This is a genomic window from Escherichia sp. MOD1-EC6819, from assembly GCF_002965765.1.
GTDB classification, from domain to species: Bacteria; Pseudomonadota; Gammaproteobacteria; order Enterobacterales; family Enterobacteriaceae; genus Escherichia; species Escherichia ruysiae.
The window spans coordinates 165,624-183,731 of sequence record NZ_PTRG01000008.1 but is presented as its reverse complement, the minus strand read 5'-3'; the positions used below and the strand labels follow the sequence as shown (position 1 = coordinate 183,731).

16 protein-coding genes are annotated in these 18,108 nt (G+C 49.7%); 7 read left to right on the top strand and 9 right to left on the bottom strand.

What is annotated here, in order from left to right; genetic code table 11:
* Positions 1 to 158: 158 nt before the first annotated feature.
* Positions 159 to 305 (bottom strand): hypothetical protein, encoded by a 147-nt coding sequence (locus A7Z06_RS22265; RefSeq protein ID WP_274541214.1) that lies wholly within the window; start codon positions 303 to 305, stop codon positions 159 to 161.
* A 185-nt stretch (positions 306 to 490) separates the two neighbouring features.
* On the opposite strand from A7Z06_RS22265, the gene mutH reads away from it, so the two are divergent.
* The 4 genes from mutH to A7Z06_RS13345 all read left to right on the top strand — a co-directional run bounded on the left by mutH (position 491) and on the right by A7Z06_RS13345 (position 3,466).
* Positions 491 to 1,180: a DNA mismatch repair endonuclease MutH gene (gene mutH / locus A7Z06_RS13360; RefSeq protein ID WP_000082203.1), complete on the top strand. Its 690-nt coding sequence runs from the start codon at positions 491 to 493 to the stop codon at positions 1,178 to 1,180.
* Between the two features lie 68 nt (positions 1,181 to 1,248).
* The gene (locus tag A7Z06_RS13355; RefSeq protein ID WP_000895631.1) at positions 1,249 to 1,962 is read left to right on the top strand and encodes a TerC family protein; all 714 of its coding nucleotides are present in this window, start codon (positions 1,249 to 1,251) and stop codon (positions 1,960 to 1,962) included.
* A gap of 137 nt (positions 1,963 to 2,099) precedes the next feature.
* Positions 2,100 to 2,318 carry a lipoprotein YgdR gene (gene ygdR / locus A7Z06_RS13350; protein ID WP_000758660.1) on the top strand — a complete coding sequence of 73 codons (219 nt, stop codon included), beginning with the start codon at positions 2,100 to 2,102 and terminating at the stop codon, positions 2,316 to 2,318.
* Between the two features lie 107 nt (positions 2,319 to 2,425).
* Positions 2,426 to 3,466, top strand: a complete 1,041-nt coding sequence (locus A7Z06_RS13345; protein WP_001199281.1) for an NADP(H)-dependent aldo-keto reductase — start codon at positions 2,426 to 2,428, stop codon at positions 3,464 to 3,466.
* Positions 3,467 to 3,498: 32 nt separating this feature from the next.
* Here the strand turns inward: A7Z06_RS13345 and lplT are convergent, their stop codons facing one another.
* Both lplT and aas read right to left on the bottom strand, forming a co-directional pair.
* The gene (gene lplT / locus A7Z06_RS13340; RefSeq protein ID WP_000004642.1) at positions 3,499 to 4,692 is read right to left on the bottom strand and encodes a lysophospholipid transporter LplT; all 1,194 of its coding nucleotides are present in this window, start codon (positions 4,690 to 4,692) and stop codon (positions 3,499 to 3,501) included.
* A complete protein-coding gene (gene aas / locus A7Z06_RS13335; protein ID WP_000899017.1) occupies positions 4,685 to 6,844 on the bottom strand; it encodes a bifunctional acyl-ACP--phospholipid O-acyltransferase/long-chain-fatty-acid--ACP ligase in 2,160 nt (719 codons plus the stop codon). Before aas ends, lplT begins: the two co-directional genes overlap by 8 nt.
* A gap of 586 nt (positions 6,845 to 7,430) precedes the next feature.
* On the opposite strand from aas, the gene galR reads away from it, so the two are divergent.
* The gene (gene galR, locus A7Z06_RS13325; RefSeq protein ID WP_000201036.1) at positions 7,431 to 8,462 is read left to right on the top strand and encodes an HTH-type transcriptional regulator GalR; all 1,032 of its coding nucleotides are present in this window, start codon (positions 7,431 to 7,433) and stop codon (positions 8,460 to 8,462) included.
* A gap of 6 nt (positions 8,463 to 8,468) precedes the next feature.
* Here the strand turns inward: galR and lysA are convergent, their stop codons facing one another.
* Positions 8,469 to 9,731, bottom strand: a complete 1,263-nt coding sequence (lysA, locus tag A7Z06_RS13320; protein ID WP_105279456.1) for a diaminopimelate decarboxylase — start codon at positions 9,729 to 9,731, stop codon at positions 8,469 to 8,471.
* A gap of 121 nt (positions 9,732 to 9,852) precedes the next feature.
* Between lysA and lysR the strand changes: the two genes are divergently transcribed.
* Positions 9,853 to 10,770, top strand: coding sequence for a DNA-binding transcriptional regulator LysR (gene lysR, locus A7Z06_RS13315; protein ID WP_000741845.1), 918 nt, complete (start codon positions 9,853 to 9,855; stop codon positions 10,768 to 10,770).
* 4 nt (positions 10,771 to 10,774) lie between these two features.
* On the opposite strand, the gene A7Z06_RS13310 is transcribed toward lysR, so the two are convergent.
* From A7Z06_RS13310 to A7Z06_RS13285, 5 genes are all read right to left on the bottom strand, one after another.
* The gene (locus A7Z06_RS13310; protein WP_000848678.1) at positions 10,775 to 11,467 is read right to left on the bottom strand and encodes an aspartate/glutamate racemase; all 693 of its coding nucleotides are present in this window, start codon (positions 11,465 to 11,467) and stop codon (positions 10,775 to 10,777) included.
* Between the two features lie 128 nt (positions 11,468 to 11,595).
* Positions 11,596 to 13,014: an arabinose-proton symporter AraE gene (gene araE, locus A7Z06_RS13305; protein WP_000256430.1), complete on the bottom strand. Its 1,419-nt coding sequence runs from the start codon at positions 13,012 to 13,014 to the stop codon at positions 11,596 to 11,598.
* Positions 13,015 to 13,329: 315 nt separating this feature from the next.
* Positions 13,330 to 14,091, bottom strand: coding sequence for a 2-dehydro-3-deoxy-D-gluconate 5-dehydrogenase KduD (kduD, locus tag A7Z06_RS13300; RefSeq protein WP_000602500.1), 762 nt, complete (start codon positions 14,089 to 14,091; stop codon positions 13,330 to 13,332).
* 29 nt (positions 14,092 to 14,120) lie between these two features.
* On the bottom strand, positions 14,121 to 14,957 hold the full coding sequence (gene kduI / locus A7Z06_RS13295; protein ID WP_000383255.1) for a 5-dehydro-4-deoxy-D-glucuronate isomerase: 837 nt from the start codon (positions 14,955 to 14,957) through the stop codon (positions 14,121 to 14,123).
* 284 nt (positions 14,958 to 15,241) lie between these two features.
* The gene (locus A7Z06_RS13285; RefSeq protein WP_000656049.1) at positions 15,242 to 16,423 is read right to left on the bottom strand and encodes an acetyl-CoA C-acetyltransferase; all 1,182 of its coding nucleotides are present in this window, start codon (positions 16,421 to 16,423) and stop codon (positions 15,242 to 15,244) included.
* A gap of 256 nt (positions 16,424 to 16,679) precedes the next feature.
* Here A7Z06_RS13285 and A7Z06_RS13280 point away from each other — a divergent pair, with 256 nt between their 5' ends.
* Entirely contained in the window at positions 16,680 to 17,909 is a 1,230-nt protein-coding gene (locus A7Z06_RS13280) for an amino acid permease (RefSeq protein ID WP_000036849.1), read from the top strand.
* Positions 17,910 to 18,108 lie beyond the last annotated feature (199 nt).

Below are 18,108 nucleotides of genomic sequence, written 5' to 3'. Positions count from 1 at the left end.
ACGGAATTACCACGGGAAAACCCAGAGCATTCTGAATCAGTCGCTAAAATACAATTTAAAATATTCGTTATTAATCAATATATTAAACACATAAATATTGATAAAACAGAGAAATTCGTGACCCATGTCACACCACTCATTTTCGCATTGGTGAAAGATCAACCAACGTCGTATTTATCCACAGAATGTGCCACTAAGTTAAGCACCGCACCACTAAAAATTAGAGTTTCGTCGCACGTCAAGGCTGTAAATGGAAACAGTAGTGAGGGTTTTTCACAGTTATCCCAGCTTTCTGTGGATAACATGGTGTAAGATCCTGTTTATTTTCAGTGACCAGAATTGGAAAACCCACCAGGACGTTGCGCAACACCGTCACCTGTGGATTAAAAAACAAGATAAATCATAGAATTGAATAACGCTTGTGGAAAAAGTTACACTCTGAATATTCGGTACAAAATAGCTGCTTATTTTTTAACCAAGGTGTAATGCCATGTCTCAACCTCGCCCATTGTCCTCTCCTCCCGAAACTGAAGCGCAGTTATTAGCACAAGCACAGCAACTTTCTGGCTATACCCTGGGTGAACTGGCAGCACTTGCCGGGTTGGTTGCGCCGGAGAATTTAAAACGCGATAAAGGTTGGATCGGTGTGTTACTGGAGATCTGGCTTGGCGCCAGCGCAGGGAGTAAACCTGAACAAGATTTTGCCGCATTAGGCGTGGAACTCAAAACTATCCCTGTGGATAGTCTTGGTCGTCCGCTGGAAACGACATTCGTTTGTGTTGCACCATTAACCGGCAATAGCGGTGTGACCTGGGAAACCAGTCACGTCCGCCACAAACTTAAACGGGTGTTATGGATACCGGTTGAAGGCGAGCGCAGCATCCCGCTGGCGCAGCGTCGCGTAGGAGCACCGTTGTTGTGGAGTCCGAACGAAGAGGAAGACCGACAGCTACGCGAAGACTGGGAAGAATTGATGGATATGATTGTCCTCGGTCAGGTTGAGCGAATCACCGCTCGTCACGGGGAATATTTGCAAATACGACCGAAAGCGGCGAATGCGAAAGCTCTCACCGAAGCCATTGGCGCCCGGGGCGAACGAATTCTGACATTGCCGCGCGGATTTTATCTGAAGAAGAAGTTCACCAGCGCACTGCTGGCCCGTCATTTTTTGATCCAGTAGCCATCGCTTTGACCTGCTGCATTCCGGGCATATAATTACCGCTTCATTTTTTTGGCAGGGCTTTTTAGATGTTATTTGCATGGATAACCGATCCTAACGCCTGGCTTGCGCTCGGTACGCTGACGCTGCTGGAGATCGTTCTTGGGATCGATAATATTATTTTCCTTTCTCTGGTGGTCGCAAAGTTGCCCACCGCACAGCGTGGTCACGCGCGGCGTCTGGGACTGGCTGGAGCCATGGTTATGCGTCTGGCGCTGCTGGCGTCGATTGCCTGGGTTACGCGCCTGACGAATCCGCTTTTTACAATTTTCAGTCAGGAAATTTCCGCTCGTGATTTGATTCTGCTGCTGGGTGGTCTGTTCCTTATCTGGAAAGCCAGTAAGGAGATCCACGAATCTATCGAAGGTGAAGAAGAAGGGCTGAAAACACGCGTTTCATCATTCCTCGGTGCTATCGTACAGATTATGCTGCTGGATATTATTTTCAGCCTCGATTCAGTGATTACCGCCGTGGGTCTGTCGGATCATCTGTTTATTATGATGGCGGCCGTCGTCATTGCAGTAGGTGTGATGATGTTCGCCGCGCGTTCGATTGGTGATTTTGTTGAACGCCACCCTTCGGTAAAAATGCTGGCGCTCTCTTTCCTGATTCTGGTGGGCTTTACCCTGATACTGGAAAGTTTCGATATCCACGTACCGAAAGGTTACATCTACTTCGCAATGTTCTTCTCCATTGCAGTAGAAAGCCTCAACCTGATTCGCAATAAAAAGAATCCGCTCTGATATTCCGTTCGCTCTCCAGTGGGAGAGCGAACGTCTTCCCTTTATTCTCACAGTTTAAGACTTTCCTGCTTTCAAGATGTATAACGTCAGATTATAAACAGACTATTATCATTGATGGGCTTAATGAGGATAACCGGATGAAAAAATGGGCAGTATTAATTTCCGCAGTCGGACTGGCATTTGCTGTTTCCGGTTGTAGTAGTGATTATGTGATGGCCACTAAAGATGGTCGAATGATCCTGACTGATGGAAAACCGGAAATTGACGATGATACCGGGCTTGTGAGTTATCACGATCAACAAGGTAACGCGATGCAAATTAACCGCGATGATGTCTCGCAAATTATTGAACGTTAAAAAATAAGGTCAGCATCCGGCTGACCTTAAGATTTTTCGCTTTCCCTTTTCCCTTCCCTCTGCCATTTTTATATTCCTTATGTCGTGATTATAAAAAGGAAACGGCTATGCAATATCACCGTATACCCCACAGCTCGCTGGAAGTCAGCACGCTGGGGCTTGGCACGATGACGTTTGGTGAACAGAACAGCGAAGCCGACGCCCACGCACAACTCGACTATGCCGTCGCTCAGGGCATTAATCTTATTGACGTTGCCGAGATGTACCCTGTACCGCCGCGCCCCGAAACGCAGGGATTGACTGAAACCTATGTCGGTAACTGGCTGGCAAAACATGGCAACCGCGAAAAGTTAATTATCGCCTCCAAAGTGAGCGGACCGTCGCGCAATAATGACAAGGGAATTCGCCCGGATCAGGCGCTGGACAGGAAGAATATCCGCGAAGCTCTGCATGACAGCCTCAAGCGCCTACAGACTGATTACCTCGATCTTTATCAGGTACACTGGCCGCAGCGCCCGACCAACTGCTTCGGCAAACTCGGTTATAGTTGGACGGATTCCGCGCCTGCGGTTTCGCTGCTGGATACGCTGGATGCACTGGCAGAATACCAACGCGCAGGGAAAATTCGTTATATCGGCGTGTCGAATGAAACCGCATTTGGCGTAATGCGTTATCTACATCTGGCGGACAAACACGATCTGCCGCGCATCGTCACTATTCAGAACCCCTATAGTCTGTTAAACCGCAGCTTTGAAGTGGGTCTGGCGGAAGTCAGCCAGTATGAAGGCGTCGAGTTGCTGGCCTATTCGTGCCTGGGTTTCGGCACGCTGACCGGTAAATATCTCAATGGTGCAAAACCGGCTGGTGCGCGTAATACGCTCTTTAGTCGGTTCACCCGTTATAGTGGTGAGCAAACGCAAAAAGCCGTCGCGGCGTATGTTGATATTGCCAGACGTCATGGCCTGGATCCTGCTCAGATGGCGCTCGCTTTTGTACGCCGCCAACCGTTTGTTGCCAGCACGCTGCTGGGCGCAACGACGATGGAACAGTTGAAAACCAACATCGAAAGTTTGCATCTGGAGTTAAGCGAAGACGTATTGGCTGAAATTGAAGCGGTGCATCAGGTTTATACTTATCCGGCACCTTAAGGATTAACGCCGGTTAAAACCGGCGTTAAATATTAATGACGGCGTTGCCAGACCCACAGCGCCGTTATTGCCAGCGCAAACAGCGTACCGAAGCCAATGCCAATGGGCACGACCGGGATGCCTACCATGATCGCCAGTGAATAAATCCCCAACATCAGCAACATGGCACTGTTTTCGCCCAGGTTCTGTACTGCAATCGCATTCCCCGCCCCGACGCTTTTTTTACCCCGCTCCTGTAACAACGCATTGAGCGGAACGACAAAAAAGCCGCCAAGTACGCCAATCAACATCAGCAAGGCATAGGCAGGAAGTAGATCGTGTTGCAGGGAGAAAATCAGCACTACCACGCCAATTAAAATCCCGGCAGGCATACAGCGTGAAACGGTTTCCAGCGTGACCAGCTTCGCTGCCGCACCTGCGCCAACCACGATGCCAATCGCCACCATGGCGTTGAGATAGGTCGGCGTAGCGTTATCGGTAATGCCCAGCGCCACCGGCACCCATAGCACCAGCAGGAAACGCAGCGTGACGCCCGCTCCCCAGAACAAACTGGTGCCTACCAGCGAAAAACGCGTTTCACCATTGCGCCATAGCGAGGTGCAGGCATTCAGGAAACTGCGGGTCATGTTGATGAGATTCCACGACTGCCCCGGACGCGCCGCCGCCAGTTTTGGAATATAGATATTGGCGACGACCGCCCCGCCGTAGGCCAGCGCACATGCCGCCAGGGCGACCAGAATATGCCAGTCTGCCAGTACACCACCGGCTACGGAACCGAGCAAAATCGCCGCAATGGTGGATGCTTCCATTAAACCGTTAGCTTTCACTAACTTACTACCCGTGGTTAATTCACCAAGAATCCCGTATTTCGCCGGTGAATACGCTGCCGCACCAATTCCCACCAGCGTATAGCCGAGAAAGGGATTGATGCCAAAGCAGATACTGGCAGCGCCCAACAGCTTAAGGCCGTTAGCAAACATCATTACCCGGCCTTTGGCAAAGCTATCCGCCACCTGCCCGACAAACGGCGCAAAAAGAATGTAAGCACCTACAAACACCATTTGCAGGACAGGCTGACTCCACTCCGGATAGAACTGCGCTTTCAGTAACGCCAGAGTAGCAAACAGCAGCGCGTTATCACCAAACGCAGAAAGAAACTGCGCGACGATAACTGCTTTCATCCCCTTCGACCACAGCGAAGTGTTAGTGTGCACTGACTCACTCATCGTGTTGTTCCGCTTCGTCTACCCAGCTTTTCAACGTGACAAAGTCAGGTTTACCGCTGCCCAGTAATGGCATCTGTTTCAGATAGCGAATGTCGCGCGGTACGGCAAGTTCCGGCACGCCGTGCTCGCGGGCATACTGTTGCAGTTTATCGCGCGCCAGTTCACTGTCCGTGGTGAAAAGCACCAGCGCCTCACCTTTGCTGGCATCGCTCTTAATCGCAGTGGCATGCATCTTGTCTGGAGAAACGCCAATGGCCAGTTGTTCCACCATTTCCAGCGACACCATTTCGCCTGCAATTTTGGCAAAGCGTTTCGCGCGCCCCTGAATCTGCACAAAGCCCTGTTCGTCGAAACGCACGATATCGCCCGTGTCATACCAGCCGCGCTCCATCTCGCCGCGAACATTCTCGGCGGTGGGCACTTCCAGCACGCCCGGTTTCTCCACGCGCAGGTAGCCGTTCATAATGTTCGGCCCTTTTAGTTGCAGGCGACCACCGTCTTCGATACCCGGAACCGCCAGCAGTCGAGCATCCATACCAGGCAAAATACGCCCTACCGTACCTGGTTTCGCCGCCATCGGTACGTTGATGGACACCACCGGCGCACATTCCGTCACACCGTAACCTTCAAGAATGCGCAGGCCAAATTTATCCTGCCAAAGCTGTTTGGTGCTTTCTTGCAATTTCTCCGCACCTGCCACCACATAGCGTAGACGATAGAAGTCATACGGGTTGGCAAAGCGCGCGTAGTGACCGAGGAAGGTCGAGGTGCCAAAAAGCACGGTACAACTGCGGTCGTACACCAGTTCCGGCACAATGCGGTAGTGCAGCGGACTTGGATAAAGGAACACTTCCGCCCCCGTCAGCAGTGGCGTAAACAGGCCAACAGTCAGACCAAAAGAGTGGAACAGTGGCAATGCCGACATAAAGCGGTCATTGGTGGTGAAGTCGGCAATAGTTTTAATCTGCTCGACGTTCGCCAGAATACTTTTATGGCTATGGACCACGCCTTTCGGATGGCCTTCAGAACCGGAGGTAAAGAGGATCAGCGCCTCTTCTTCTGGCTGCTGTTTTACCTGTGCCAGGCGCGGCACCAGCAAATGCGCGAAGATCCACACTTTGTCGGCAGTGGTGACGTCCGCTTTTAAATCTTCCAGATAAACCCAACGCACCTGAGTAAGCTGTTCCGGCAGATGCCAGAGTTTGCCTTTATCGAGAAACTGACGGGAAGTGAAGATGGTTTTTATTTCAGCCGCCGTAATGGCGCTGGTCAGCCCTTTTACCCCGGCGGTGTAGTTCATCATGGCCGGAATACGACGACGAGCGATAGCCCCGAAAATCACTGCCGCACTGATGCCCGCATTGGGCAGCATTAAGCCGATGCGCTCTCCTTCAACACTGTATTTTTCGAGGATGCGACCAACAAACAGCGTTTTGGTAAGTAATTTGCGATAGGTATCAGGGGTAAAATTGACATCTTCGACACACTTTTTACCCGCACCGAAGCGGTACATTGCACTCAAAAAGGATTCGTACAGCGTTTCACGCGGGCGCACAGCCATACGCGCTTCCATCATAATTTGATGCAGCATTTCGCCAGCGATTTTGCGACGGTCACGGGCACGCGGCGCATCCGGCATCTGCACTTGCGTTGGTGGCAAAATATGCAGATGAATTTGCGGGAACAAGCGACGTTTAACCAGACCTTTCAGGCGGCTGAAGTGCGTAAGTTCCGCCCCTTCAATACGCACTGGAATGACTGTCGCACCTGACTTCGCAGCGACAAAACCCGCGCCATCGTAGATTTTCATCAGCGAGCCGGTTGTCGTAATTCGTCCTTCAGGGAAAATAACCACCGGTCGCCCCTGTTCAACCAGACGTACCAGATGTTTAATTGCCATGGGTTGCGTCGGGTCGAGAGGAACGAAGTCGATAAATGATTTCAGCCAACGCATATACCACTGCTGGCTGATAGAGGTGTAAACGGCAAAAACAGGGCGAACGGGTAAAAACAGCGCCAGCAATATGCCATCAATAAATGAGACGTGATTGGGCGTAATAAGAACACGCTCGCCCTTCAGTGCCTTGGTGTCGCCTGTCACGCGAACACGGTACAGGACACGGCACAAATTACGAAAAAAGCTAAAAAGCATTCCAACTCCCTTTGCTCAATCTTCAGTAAAAGCGAATGGTGCGAGATTACACCAGAAGGAGAACACGAGCGACAGTAAAATGGGGGCGAAAAAAAACCTGCGCATCCGCGCAGGCTGGTGCAAGAGACAGGGTACGAAGAGCGTACCGAATAATCTCACCAATCAATACCTCTGGGATCTTGATTGTGGTCTGTACACAGACTGTTCGCCAGCGAGAAAACGCAAAGGAGTGAAGGGAAATGCAACCAGGTGTGTAAATTATCGGTTACTGTTACAGATTGATGACAGACAAAAAAAACCTGCGCATCTGCGCAGGTTGGTGTAATTCATGTGATCAACCCGAAGTTGACTTCACCTATCAATACCTCTGGGATCACCACTTTATCAATCTGAAGCCAAACGCCACCAGCGGTCAATCGCAACAGCGTTTCGCAAAGTGTAACCAAAGGTTTGCAATCTCTTTTTTTGTCTTACTTATTTGCGTTTCGCTCACAATCCCCGCGCTGAAAGTACCACGCCCCTTGAACCAACGGACGTTTTCCGTAACACTGACAGAATGTAAGCGTTTACCCACAAAGGTATTTTCATGGCGACCATAAAGGATGTAGCCCGACTGGCAGGCGTTTCAGTCGCCACAGTTTCCCGCGTCATTAATAATTCTCCCAAAGCCAGCGAAGCTTCCCGGCTGGCTGTACATAGTGCAATGGAGTCTCTTAGCTATCACCCGAACGCCAACGCCCGGGCGCTGGCACAACAGGCCACCGAAACCGTTGGGTTGATTGTTGGTGATGTCTCCGATCCTTTTTTCGGCGCAATGGTGAAAGCGGTTGAACAGGTGGCTTATCACACGGGTAATTTTTTATTGATTGGTAATGGTTACCACAACGAGCAAAAAGAACGTCAGGCCATTGAGCAGTTGATCCGCCATCGCTGCGCCGCACTGGTCGTTCATGCCAAAATGATTCCCGATGCCGATTTGACAGCATTGATGAAACAAATGCCCGGCATGGTGCTGATCAACCGGATCCTTCCGGGGTTTGAGAATCGTTGCATCGCACTGGACGATCGTTATGGCGCCTGGCTGGCGACGCGTCATTTGATTCAACAAGGCCATACTCGCATTGGTTATCTCTGCTCTAACCACTCTATTTCTGACGCCGAAGATCGTCTGCAGGGTTATTACGATGCCCTTGCCGAAAGCGGTATTCCGGCCAATGATCGGCTGGTAACTTTTGGCGAACCGGATGAAAGCGGCGGCGAACAGGCAATGACTGAACTGCTGGGAAGGGGGCGAAATTTCACTGCCGTGGCCTGTTATAACGACTCAATGGCGGCGGGCGCGATGGGTGTACTCAATGATAATGGTATTGATGTACCGGGTGAGATTTCATTGATTGGCTTTGATGATGTGCTGGTATCGCGCTATGTTCGTCCGCGTTTGACGACAGTACGCTATCCAATTGTAACGATGGCGACTCAGGCTGCCGAACTGGCTTTGGCACTGGCGAACAATCACCCGCTTCCTGAAATTACCAACGTCTTTAGTCCAACGCTGGTACGTCGCCATTCAGTTTCAACACCGTCACTGGAGGCAAGTCATAACGCCTCCAGCAACTAGCCGCGATTAAAGCAACTCAAGCGCCAGTAATTCTTCAATGGTCTGGCGACGGCGAATCAACCGCGCCTGACCATTATCAAACAGAACTTCTGGCAGCAGTGGGCGACTATTGTAGTTTGATGACATTGACGCACCATATGCGCCAGTATCATGCAGTACCAGATAATCCCCCGCCTTCACTTCCGGCAAAGCACGGGTTTCGACATTCCCCCCCTCCTGCTGGGTAAAAACATCCCCCGATTCACATAGCGGCCCGGCGACAACGGTTTCCACCATTAGTGCGTGCTCAAGGGAATGACCATCAGCCGCCAGTGCGCTAATGTGATGGTAACTGCCGTACATTGCCGGGCGCATCAGATCGTTAAATCCGGCGTCAACCAGCACAAAGTGGCGGCTCCCCATCTGTTTGACGCTTCGCACCTGGGTAATCAACACACCAGACTGCGCCACCAGGAAACGACCTGGTTCAATTTCCAGTTTCACAGGGTGACCCAGATAATGAGCAATCTGCTCACGTGCCGCATTCCACAGGCCATAATAATGTTCGGTATCAACCGCTTCTTCTCCCTGCTGATAAGGCACAGAAAGCCCACCGCCAGCAGAAATCGCCTGTAAATCCTGACCAAAGTCGATAACCTGCCGCACCATCGCACCACACACCTGTTCCAGATGTGCATAGTCAACACCGGAACCAATGTGCATGTGAATGCCGACCAGCTGCAATTGATGCCGCTGTATCACTTCCAGTGCGGCGGGAAGATCGGTGTACCAGATACCGTGCTTGCTGTTTTCGCCGCCGGTATTGGTTTTTTGGCTATGCCCATGACCAAACCCCGGGTTAACGCGCAGCCATACCCGATGCCCTGGCGAAACCTGGCCTAGTTGGTCGAGCATATCGACAGAACCCGCATTCACCGGAATTTGCAATTCACTGACACGCTCGAGCGTCGCCTGGTCGATAACATCAGCGGTAAAGACGATGTCATCGGGATGCGTTTGTGGATTGTAACCCGCCGCCAGCGCGCGCTCGATTTCGCCCAACGAGACGGAATCTACTTTCACGCCCTGCTCTCGCATTAAGCGCAAAATATGAATATTGGAACAGGCTTTCTGTGCGAAGCGCACCACATCAAACTGCTTCAGAGCCGCAATCTGCCGACGAATGATTTGTGCATCGTAGACCCAAACCGGGCAGCCAAATTCTGCAGGCAAGCGCAGCAGATTTTCGGCGGTGAGATCGGTATCGGTGCTGAACAGTGAATGTGGCATAACAAACTCCGAATAAGTGCTTTTTTATGATTACGCCACATCATAAAAAGAATAAAAAATATCGATTTATGCCAGGTCTATGCAAAAATGATATGGATTACCGGAGAATGAGATTAAGCAGATGGCCGCCGTTAACTTACGTCATATTGAAATTTTTCATGCGGTAATGACCGCCGGAAGCCTGACTGAAGCAGCACAACTGCTACATACTTCACAACCCACCGTCAGCCGCGAACTGGCGCGCTTTGAAAAAGTAATTGGGATGAAATTGTTTGAGCGCGTACGCGGACGATTACATCCTACCGTGCAAGGGCTGCGGTTGTTTGAAGAGGTGCAGCGATCCTGGTACGGCCTGGATCGCATTGTCAGTGCCGCAGAAAGTTTGCGCGAATTTCGCCAGGGCGAACTGTCTATTGCCTGCTTGCCGGTCTTTTCGCAGTCTTTTTTGCCGCCACTGATGCAACCGTTTCTGGCCCGCTATCCTGAAGTCAGCTTAAACATTGTGCCGCAGGAATCGCCGCTACTTGAAGAGTGGCTCTCAGCCCAGCGCCATGATTTAGGCCTCACCGAGACGCTGCATACGCCTGCGGGTACGGAACGTACTGAATTACTGTCTTTAGATGAAGTCTGTGTTTTACCACAGGGGCATTCGCTGGCGGCAAAAGAGGTATTAACGCCGGAAGATTTTCAGGGTGAGAATTACATCAGCCTTTCCCGTACTGATAGCTATCGCCAGTTGTTGGATCAACTATTTAATGAACATCAGGTTAAACGCCGCATGATTGTGGAAACCCATAGCGCCGCGTCAGTCTGCGCGATGGTACGGGCGGGGGCGGGAGTTTCCGTGGTTAACCCGCTCACCGCACTGGATTATGCGGCAAGCGGTTTAGTGGTGCGGCGATTTAGTATTGCAGTTCCGTTCACCGTTAGCCTGATTCGCCCCCTGCACCGTCCGTCATCAGCACTGGTGCAGGCATTTAGTGAGCACTTACAGGCAGGTTTACCGAATCTGGTTGCCTCACTTAACGCTATTTTGTAGCGAATTACGACAGCATAAAAGCGACGGCATCCTCGGCATGAAGAGCGGTGGTATCGAACACGGGCAGGACACTGCGCTCTTCTGGCACCAGTAAACCAATTTCAGTACAGCCAAAAATGACGCCCTGCGCCCCCTGTTCTGCGAGACGAGTAATGACTTGCGCATAATAAGCGCGTGACGTTTCGGTAAATTGCCCCAGACACAGCTCTTCAAAAATAATCTGATTAATTTTCGCCCGCTCATCCGCTTCAGGCACCAGACAATCGATAGAAAATTGCTCTGCCAGCCGTCCACGATAAAAATCCTGTTCCATGGTGTAGCGCGTTCCCAGCAGCGCCACGCGCGTCATTCCAACACGGGTGATGGCACGCCCGGTGGCATCCGCAATATGTAAGAAAGGCAGTGAGCAACGAGACTCGATAACATCTGCTACTTTGTGCATCGTATTGGTACATAACACAATGCCTTCTGCTCCTGCCCGCTGTAATCCAAGCGCCGCACTGGCAAGAATCTCTCCTGTTTTGTCCCACTCACCGCGACGTTGGCACTCTTCTATTTCATGAAAATCGACGCTATGTAGCAGCACTTGCGCAGAGTGAAGCCCGCCAAGTCGCTGTTTAATGCCTTCATTTATCAGGCGATAGTAAGGAATGGTGGATTCCCAGCTCATTCCTCCCAGCAAACCAATTGTTTTCATTCCTCTCTCCTGATGTGAGTTACCGCAACAGAGCTGATTAAGGAACGAAACAAACGCCTCAACGGCCTGGTGCCAGATCTCTATTAGCGAAAAAAAGGCCGGATGTACAGCACATCCGGCCTGTGAAATCAGACACCGATATTTCTCAATTTCTCACCAGCCATCAGTCTACGTTCGATATGTTCCAGCGTGACATTCTTGGTTTCCGGAATAAGCCAGAAGGTGATGCCAACAAACGCAATGTTCAGCGCAGTGTAGAGCCAGAACGTACCTGCCGCGCCGATGCTATCGAGCAGAGTCAGGAAGGTCGCGCCGATAATCATGTTCGACACCCAGTTCGTAGTGGTCGAACAGGTAATACCAAAATCGCGGCATTTCAGCGGCTGAATTTCGGAGCACAGGATCCACACCACTGGCGCGGCGCTCATCGCATAACCGGCAATACACATCATCGTCATGCCAACAGAGAGCCAGGACAAACCACTGGAAGCCGTACCGTTATCAAACTGCATCAGGCAATAGCCCAATACCAACGTGCCCAGCGCCATCACGCTAAAACCAATTTTCAGTGCCGGTTTACGCCCCGCTTTATCTACCGTAAAGACAGCAATAAAGGTGGCGAACATAAATGTCAGCCCCACCACCAGAGTCGCAATCATCTGTTGCTCTGTGGTCGTAAAGCCCGCCATTTTGAAGATGCGCGGCGCGTAGTACATGATGATGTTCATACCAGTAAACTGCTGCATCGCCTGCAACAACATACCGAGGAACACTGCTCGACGGACATTACGGTTGATCTTAAACAGCGCCCAACCGCCCTGTTTTAATTTCAGGCTTTCACGAATTTCATTGAGTTCTTCTCGCGCTTTTTCCGACGTATCGCGCAGCATACGCAGCACTTCTTCCGCCTCAATATGACGCCCCTTTTCCGCCAGCCAGCGCGGGCTATTCGGCAGAAATACCACCAGAATAATCAACAGAACTGCCGGTAAGGCAAGAACACCTAACATCGCACGCCAGTTACCGCTATAGCTGAATGCCGTGTCGGATAAAAACGCCAGAACGATGCCAAGCGTGACCATTAACTGGTACATACTGATCATCTTGCCACGCACGTTTTCACTCGCCATTTCAGAGAGATACAGTGGCGCAGTGTAAGAGGCAATCCCCACCGCAATCCCCAGAACCACACGGGCCGCGATTAACATTTCGACACTGGTGGCAAACGCTGATCCTATTGAGCCCAATACGAACAGTACAGCACCAGCCATCAGGCTGTATTTACGTCCCAAACGGAACGACAGCCAGCCGTTAAACAGCGCACCGATTGCTGCGCCAAGCATCATGCTACTGACCACCCATTCCTGCAAACGACTGGTCAGCACAAAGTGATCGGTGATAAATGGTAATGCACCTGCGATAACCCCGATATCAAGACCGAATAACAATCCCGCGACCGCAGCAGCTACCGAAACAAACATATTCATACGCCGCGTATCACGCAGAGGGCGCGGCGTTAAAGCAGATTCCGTATTGATAGTAACCATTTTTTCCTGCCAGCACAGAGTAAGACATAGTGAAAAAATACGTGAACAATTAACTCAGGTGTCAGGTCGGAAATAGCATAAATATGGATTAAATTGCTGCCACATGCAGTTATGTGATGGACATTACACTTTTAAAATTAAGTAAAATTAATGACATTATAATTAAGCAACTAATTTTAAAGCAGTTAAAACTAACAAAACTCATCAATTGATAATTAATATGGATTATTTAATAGCCATGATATGGATTATGTTGATTATCAGAAATAAAAAACCCTGCCAATGTGACAGGGTCATAAATGTAAGCAAGATGAATTAACGTGCTAACCAGCCGCCATCCACGGCAATGGTGTAGCCATTAACATAGTCAGAAGCACAGGATGCCAGAAACACCACCGGCCCCATCAGATCGCTCGGCAACCCCCAACGCCCCGCAGGAATGCGCTCCAAAATTTCCGCACTACGCTGTTCATCAGCCCGCAGTTGCTGAGTATTGTTGGTCGCCATATAACCCGGAGCAATCGCATTAACGTTGATGTTGTGTTTTGCCCATTCGTTCGCCATCAGGCGCGTCACACCCATCACGCCGCTTTTTGATGCGGTATATGAGGGCACACGGATCCCGCCCTGGAATGAAAGCATTGACGCGATATTAATAATCTTGCCGCCATTACCCTGCGCGATAAAGTGCTTCGCCGCCGCCTGGGACATGAAGAACACGCTTTTGATATTCAGATTCATCACATCGTCCCAGTCTTTTTCGCTGAAATCGAGAGCATCTTCGCGGCGAATTAATCCGGCGTTATTCACCAGGATATCAATATGACCAAATTCAGCCACCGCACGATCCAGCAGTGCTGGAATACCATCAATCTTACGCAGATCGGCGGTCAGACTTAAAAAACGGCGCCCCAGCGCAGTGACCTGTTCAATGGTCTCAGTTGGCTCAACAATGTTGATACCCACAATGTCACAGCCCGCTTGCGCCAGACCCAACGCCATTCCCTGCCCCAGCCCAGTGTCACAACCGGTGACAACTGCAACTTTACCTTCAAGAGAAAATGCATTTAAAATCATGATAATACCTTATTAATTTATATCCGCGACTAGCGCAGATCTTTAATGGCAACGTGGTCCATATCATCAAAGACCTGGTTTTCACCGACCATGCCCCAGATAAAGGTATAAGCCCTGGTTCCTACACCTGAATGGATAGACCAGCTTGGGGAAATCACCGCCTGTTCGTTATGCATCACAATGTGACGCGTTTCTTGCGGCTGCCCCATCATGTGGAAAACGCAGGCGTCATCGTCCATGTTGAAATAGAAGTAAACTTCCATCCGGCGCTCGTGGGTGTGGCACGGCATGGTATTCCACAGGTTTCCCGGTGCCAGTTCTGTCAGCCCCATACTCAACTGGCAGGTTTCCAGCACATCCGGCACAAAGTATTTGTTAATCGTGCGGCGGTTACTGGTGAGATTATCGCCCAGCGTAACCGGAGACACTTCAGATGGCGTGACTTTTTTCGTGGGATACGTCGTGTGAGCAGGTGCGCAGTTGTAATAAAACTTCGCCGGAGTGGCACTATCAATGCTGGCAAAAACAACTTCTTTTGCACCTTTACCAACATAGAGGGCGTCGCGGTGACCGATTTCGTAGCATTGACCATCGACGGTAATCGTACCGGTTCCGCCAATATTGATAACCCCTAGCTCGCGACGTTCAAGGAAGTAGCTTACGCCCAGTTGCTTACCAACCTCCCCGCCAACGGAAACCGTTTTAGTTACCGGCATAATGCCGCCAACAATAATACGGTCAATGTGGCTGTAAACCATGGTGTACTCATCCGCGACGAATACCTTTTCAACCAAAAATTCATTGCGCAGCCCTTGGGTATCCAGTGTTTTCGCGTGCGCGCTATGGATGCTTTGTCTTACGTCCACATCAACCTCCGATAATCATTGAAGTGTGAAACCAGAACGATTATGAAACATCGTTTCGTTTTTCTATTGAAGGATGATAAGCCCGTGATGTGCTCTTTTCAATTAAAAATAAAACATTGTTTCATTTTTAAGATGACGATTGTAAAAAGTGTAGTATCGATCACGAATAAGCAGGGGAAAGGAAAAAGTCAGGTTCTATATGGGACATGCATAGACGTGCCAGCCATCATTATAAAGCAGCTTGATGGCGGTAGAGGTTTAACGGATAAGGAAGAAATACAGATCTAATCGTCACGCTCAATAGTTAATGCCACGCCCTGACCACCACCAATACAGAGTGTAGCCAATCCTTTACGAGCGTTGCGTTTCACCATTTCATGAACCAAAGAAACCAAAATGCGACAGCCAGAGGCGCCAATCGGATGACCCAATGCAATCGCGCCGCCATTGACATTGACCCGGCGTTCATCCCATTCAAGCATCTTGCCAACAGAAAGCGCCTGCGCGGCAAATGCTTCATTAGCCTCAATAAGATCGACATCAGCCAACTGCCAGCCTACACGCTCCAGGCAACGGCGAGTCGCATACACAGGAGCAATGCCCATCAGCGCAGGATCAACACCAACGCTGGCAAAGGCGCGAATACGTGCCAGTACGGGTAAATTCAACGCATGTGCTTTGGCTTCGCTCATCATCATTACCGCAGCCGCGCCATCATTGATGGATGAGGCATTTCCTGCGGTAACAGAACCGTGACTATCAAAGGACGGATTTAAACTAGCCAGCCCTTCGGCACTGGCATCGGTACGCGGCTGCTCATCGGTATCAACAATCAGTAACTGCCCATTGCTTTGCGTTCTGACCGGGACGATCTCATCTTTGAATCGTCCGGCATCAATGGCCGCCCGCGCTTTCTGTTGTGAGCTAAGTGCGTAGGCATCTTGTAATTGACGACTGATACCATATTCGCGCGCCAGATTTTCGGCAGTGACACCAATATGGTAATCATTGAATGCATCCCACAATCCATCATGCACCAGGCTATCAACCAATTGGCTATCGCCAAGCTGTGCTCCGGTGCGGCTATCAGTCAAAACATGTGGCGCACGACTCATATTTTCCTGACCACCGGCAATAACAATATCAGCCTCACCACACTGAATCGCCTGAGTAGCAAGATGCAGAGCTTTTAGCCCGGAACCACAAACATCATTAATGGTAATTGCCGAAACGCTGTTGGGAAGACCACCTTTAATGGCCGATTGCCGTGCTGGATTCTGCCCTGCCCCGGCAGTAAGAACCTGTCCAAGAATCACTTCATCCACCGCATGTGCAGCAACGCCGGTGCGCTCTAATAATGCTTTCACGACCAGGCTGCCTAGTTCCACCGCAGAATGACCAGCCAACGCTCCACGAAAGCAGCCGATAGGTGTTCGTAACGCACCGACAATCACAACATCTTTCATCACAACCTCGCACCAATTAACAGCGCAATAGTAAATGATTGTTAATTTCAATTATCCAAAATGTTTAAAAAAAGTGATTTTTATCACAAAGGAAATTTACCGTAAGAAGGGAGGATGATATCTGACTGGCACGCAAGGTTTGCATCTACTAACACACCAATCCAGAGGTTGATATAGCGTTAATCTCCCATGACTGGCCTGGTTTATGGTAAATTGCCCTCCATTTTGTTTAATTTGTAGATGATACGTTCAAATAATGTCTAAAATTTGGTCAAAAGAAGAAACTCTCTGGAGCTTCGCACTCTACGGCACAGCCGTTGGCGCAGGCACGCTCTTCCTTCCTATTCAATTAGGTTCAGCAGGAGCGGTGGTTCTGTTTATTACTGCACTGGTCGCCTGGCCTTTAACATATTGGCCACATAAAGCCTTATGCCAGTTCATCCTTTCTTCAAAAACATCGGCAGGCGAAGGGATCACTGGCGCGGTAACTCACTACTATGGCAAAAAGATCGGTAATCTGATTACCACTCTGTACTTCATTGCCTTTTTTGTCGTGGTGTTGATATACGCAGTGGCAATCACCAACTCACTCACTGAACAGCTGGCGAAGCATATGGTCATTGATCTACGCATCCGTATGCTGGTGAGTCTTGGCGTTGTGTTAATCCTGAATCTTATTTTTCTGATGGGGCGTCACGCCACAATTCGGGTAATGGGATTTTTGGTTTTCCCGCTGATTGCCTACTTCTTATTTCTTTCCATCTACCTGGTCGGTAGCTGGCAGCCTTCTTTATTAACAACCCAGGTAGAGTTCAATCAGAATACCCTTCACCAGATATGGATATCGATTCCCGTGATGGTTTTCGCCTTTAGCCATACTCCGATTATTTCTACGTTTGCTATCGACAGACGAGAAAAATACGGCGAACACGCTATGGATAAATGCAAAAAAATTATGAAGGTCGCTTATCTCATCATCTGCGTGAGCGTGCTGTTCTTCGTCTTTAGCTGCCTGTTATCAATTCCACCTTCATATATTGAGGCGGCAAAAGAGGAAGGCGTCACCATTTTATCGGCACTATCTATGCTGCCAAATGCCCCTGCGTGGTTGTCAATTTCCGGGATTATTGTCGCGGTAGTTGCCATGTCTAAATCATTTTTAGGCACCTACTTTGGCGTTATTGAAGGTGCGACGGAATTAGTCAAAACCACGTTACAGCAGGCGGGAGTTAAAAAAAGCCGAGCATTTAACCGCGCGCTGTCAATTATGTTGGTATCGCTGATTACTTTCATTGTCTGCTGCATCAACCCTAACGCAATTTCGATGATTTACGCGATCAGTGGTCCGCTCATTGCCATGATTCTTTTTATCATGCCAACACTGTCTACGTATCTCATTCCTGCCCTTAAACCCTGGCGTTCCATCGGAAATCTAATTACGTTGATCGTGGGTATCCTGTGCGTATCGGTAATGTTCTTTAGTTAATCGCTGATGTGAATGGTTCAAAATAGTCCTTATTTTGAACCATTCCAGTTCTTACAATGCCTCTCCACCATTAATCACCCTCCTGACCATCTATAGCATAAACAAACAATATCAAGCTGTTATCCTCAGTAAAAATCTGAACATCTTAAATAAGACTATTTAAGATGCATCACTTAGATTTACACGATATCGTCTGGTT

What these genes read in the sequence shown, in the direction of transcription:
- A7Z06_RS13280 (WP_000036849.1), top strand. Translation starts at nt 16,680, where the DNA reads ATGTCTAAAATTTGGTCAAAAGAAGAAACTCTCTGGAGCTTCGCACTC.
- A7Z06_RS13285 (WP_000656049.1), bottom strand. Translation starts at nt 16,423, where the DNA reads ATGAAAGATGTTGTGATTGTCGGTGCGTTACGAACACCTATCGGCTGC.
- mutH (WP_000082203.1), top strand. Translation starts at nt 491, where the DNA reads ATGTCTCAACCTCGCCCATTGTCCTCTCCTCCCGAAACTGAAGCGCAG.
- A7Z06_RS13310 (WP_000848678.1), bottom strand. Translation starts at nt 11,467, where the DNA reads ATGAAAACAATTGGTTTGCTGGGAGGAATGAGCTGGGAATCCACCATT.
- araE (WP_000256430.1), bottom strand. Translation starts at nt 13,014, where the DNA reads ATGGTTACTATCAATACGGAATCTGCTTTAACGCCGCGCCCTCTGCGT.
- A7Z06_RS13355 (WP_000895631.1), top strand. Translation starts at nt 1,249, where the DNA reads ATGTTATTTGCATGGATAACCGATCCTAACGCCTGGCTTGCGCTCGGT.
- lysA (WP_105279456.1), bottom strand. Translation starts at nt 9,731, where the DNA reads ATGCCACATTCACTGTTCAGCACCGATACCGATCTCACCGCCGAAAAT.
- lysR (WP_000741845.1), top strand. Translation starts at nt 9,853, where the DNA reads ATGGCCGCCGTTAACTTACGTCATATTGAAATTTTTCATGCGGTAATG.
- kduD (WP_000602500.1), bottom strand. Translation starts at nt 14,091, where the DNA reads ATGATTTTAAATGCATTTTCTCTTGAAGGTAAAGTTGCAGTTGTCACC.
- A7Z06_RS22265 (WP_274541214.1), bottom strand. Translation starts at nt 305, where the DNA reads ATGTTATCCACAGAAAGCTGGGATAACTGTGAAAAACCCTCACTACTG.
- A7Z06_RS13345 (WP_001199281.1), top strand. Translation starts at nt 2,426, where the DNA reads ATGCAATATCACCGTATACCCCACAGCTCGCTGGAAGTCAGCACGCTG.
- galR (WP_000201036.1), top strand. Translation starts at nt 7,431, where the DNA reads ATGGCGACCATAAAGGATGTAGCCCGACTGGCAGGCGTTTCAGTCGCC.
- aas (WP_000899017.1), bottom strand. Translation starts at nt 6,844, where the DNA reads ATGCTTTTTAGCTTTTTTCGTAATTTGTGCCGTGTCCTGTACCGTGTT.
- lplT (WP_000004642.1), bottom strand. Translation starts at nt 4,692, where the DNA reads ATGAGTGAGTCAGTGCACACTAACACTTCGCTGTGGTCGAAGGGGATG.
- ygdR (WP_000758660.1), top strand. Translation starts at nt 2,100, where the DNA reads ATGAAAAAATGGGCAGTATTAATTTCCGCAGTCGGACTGGCATTTGCT.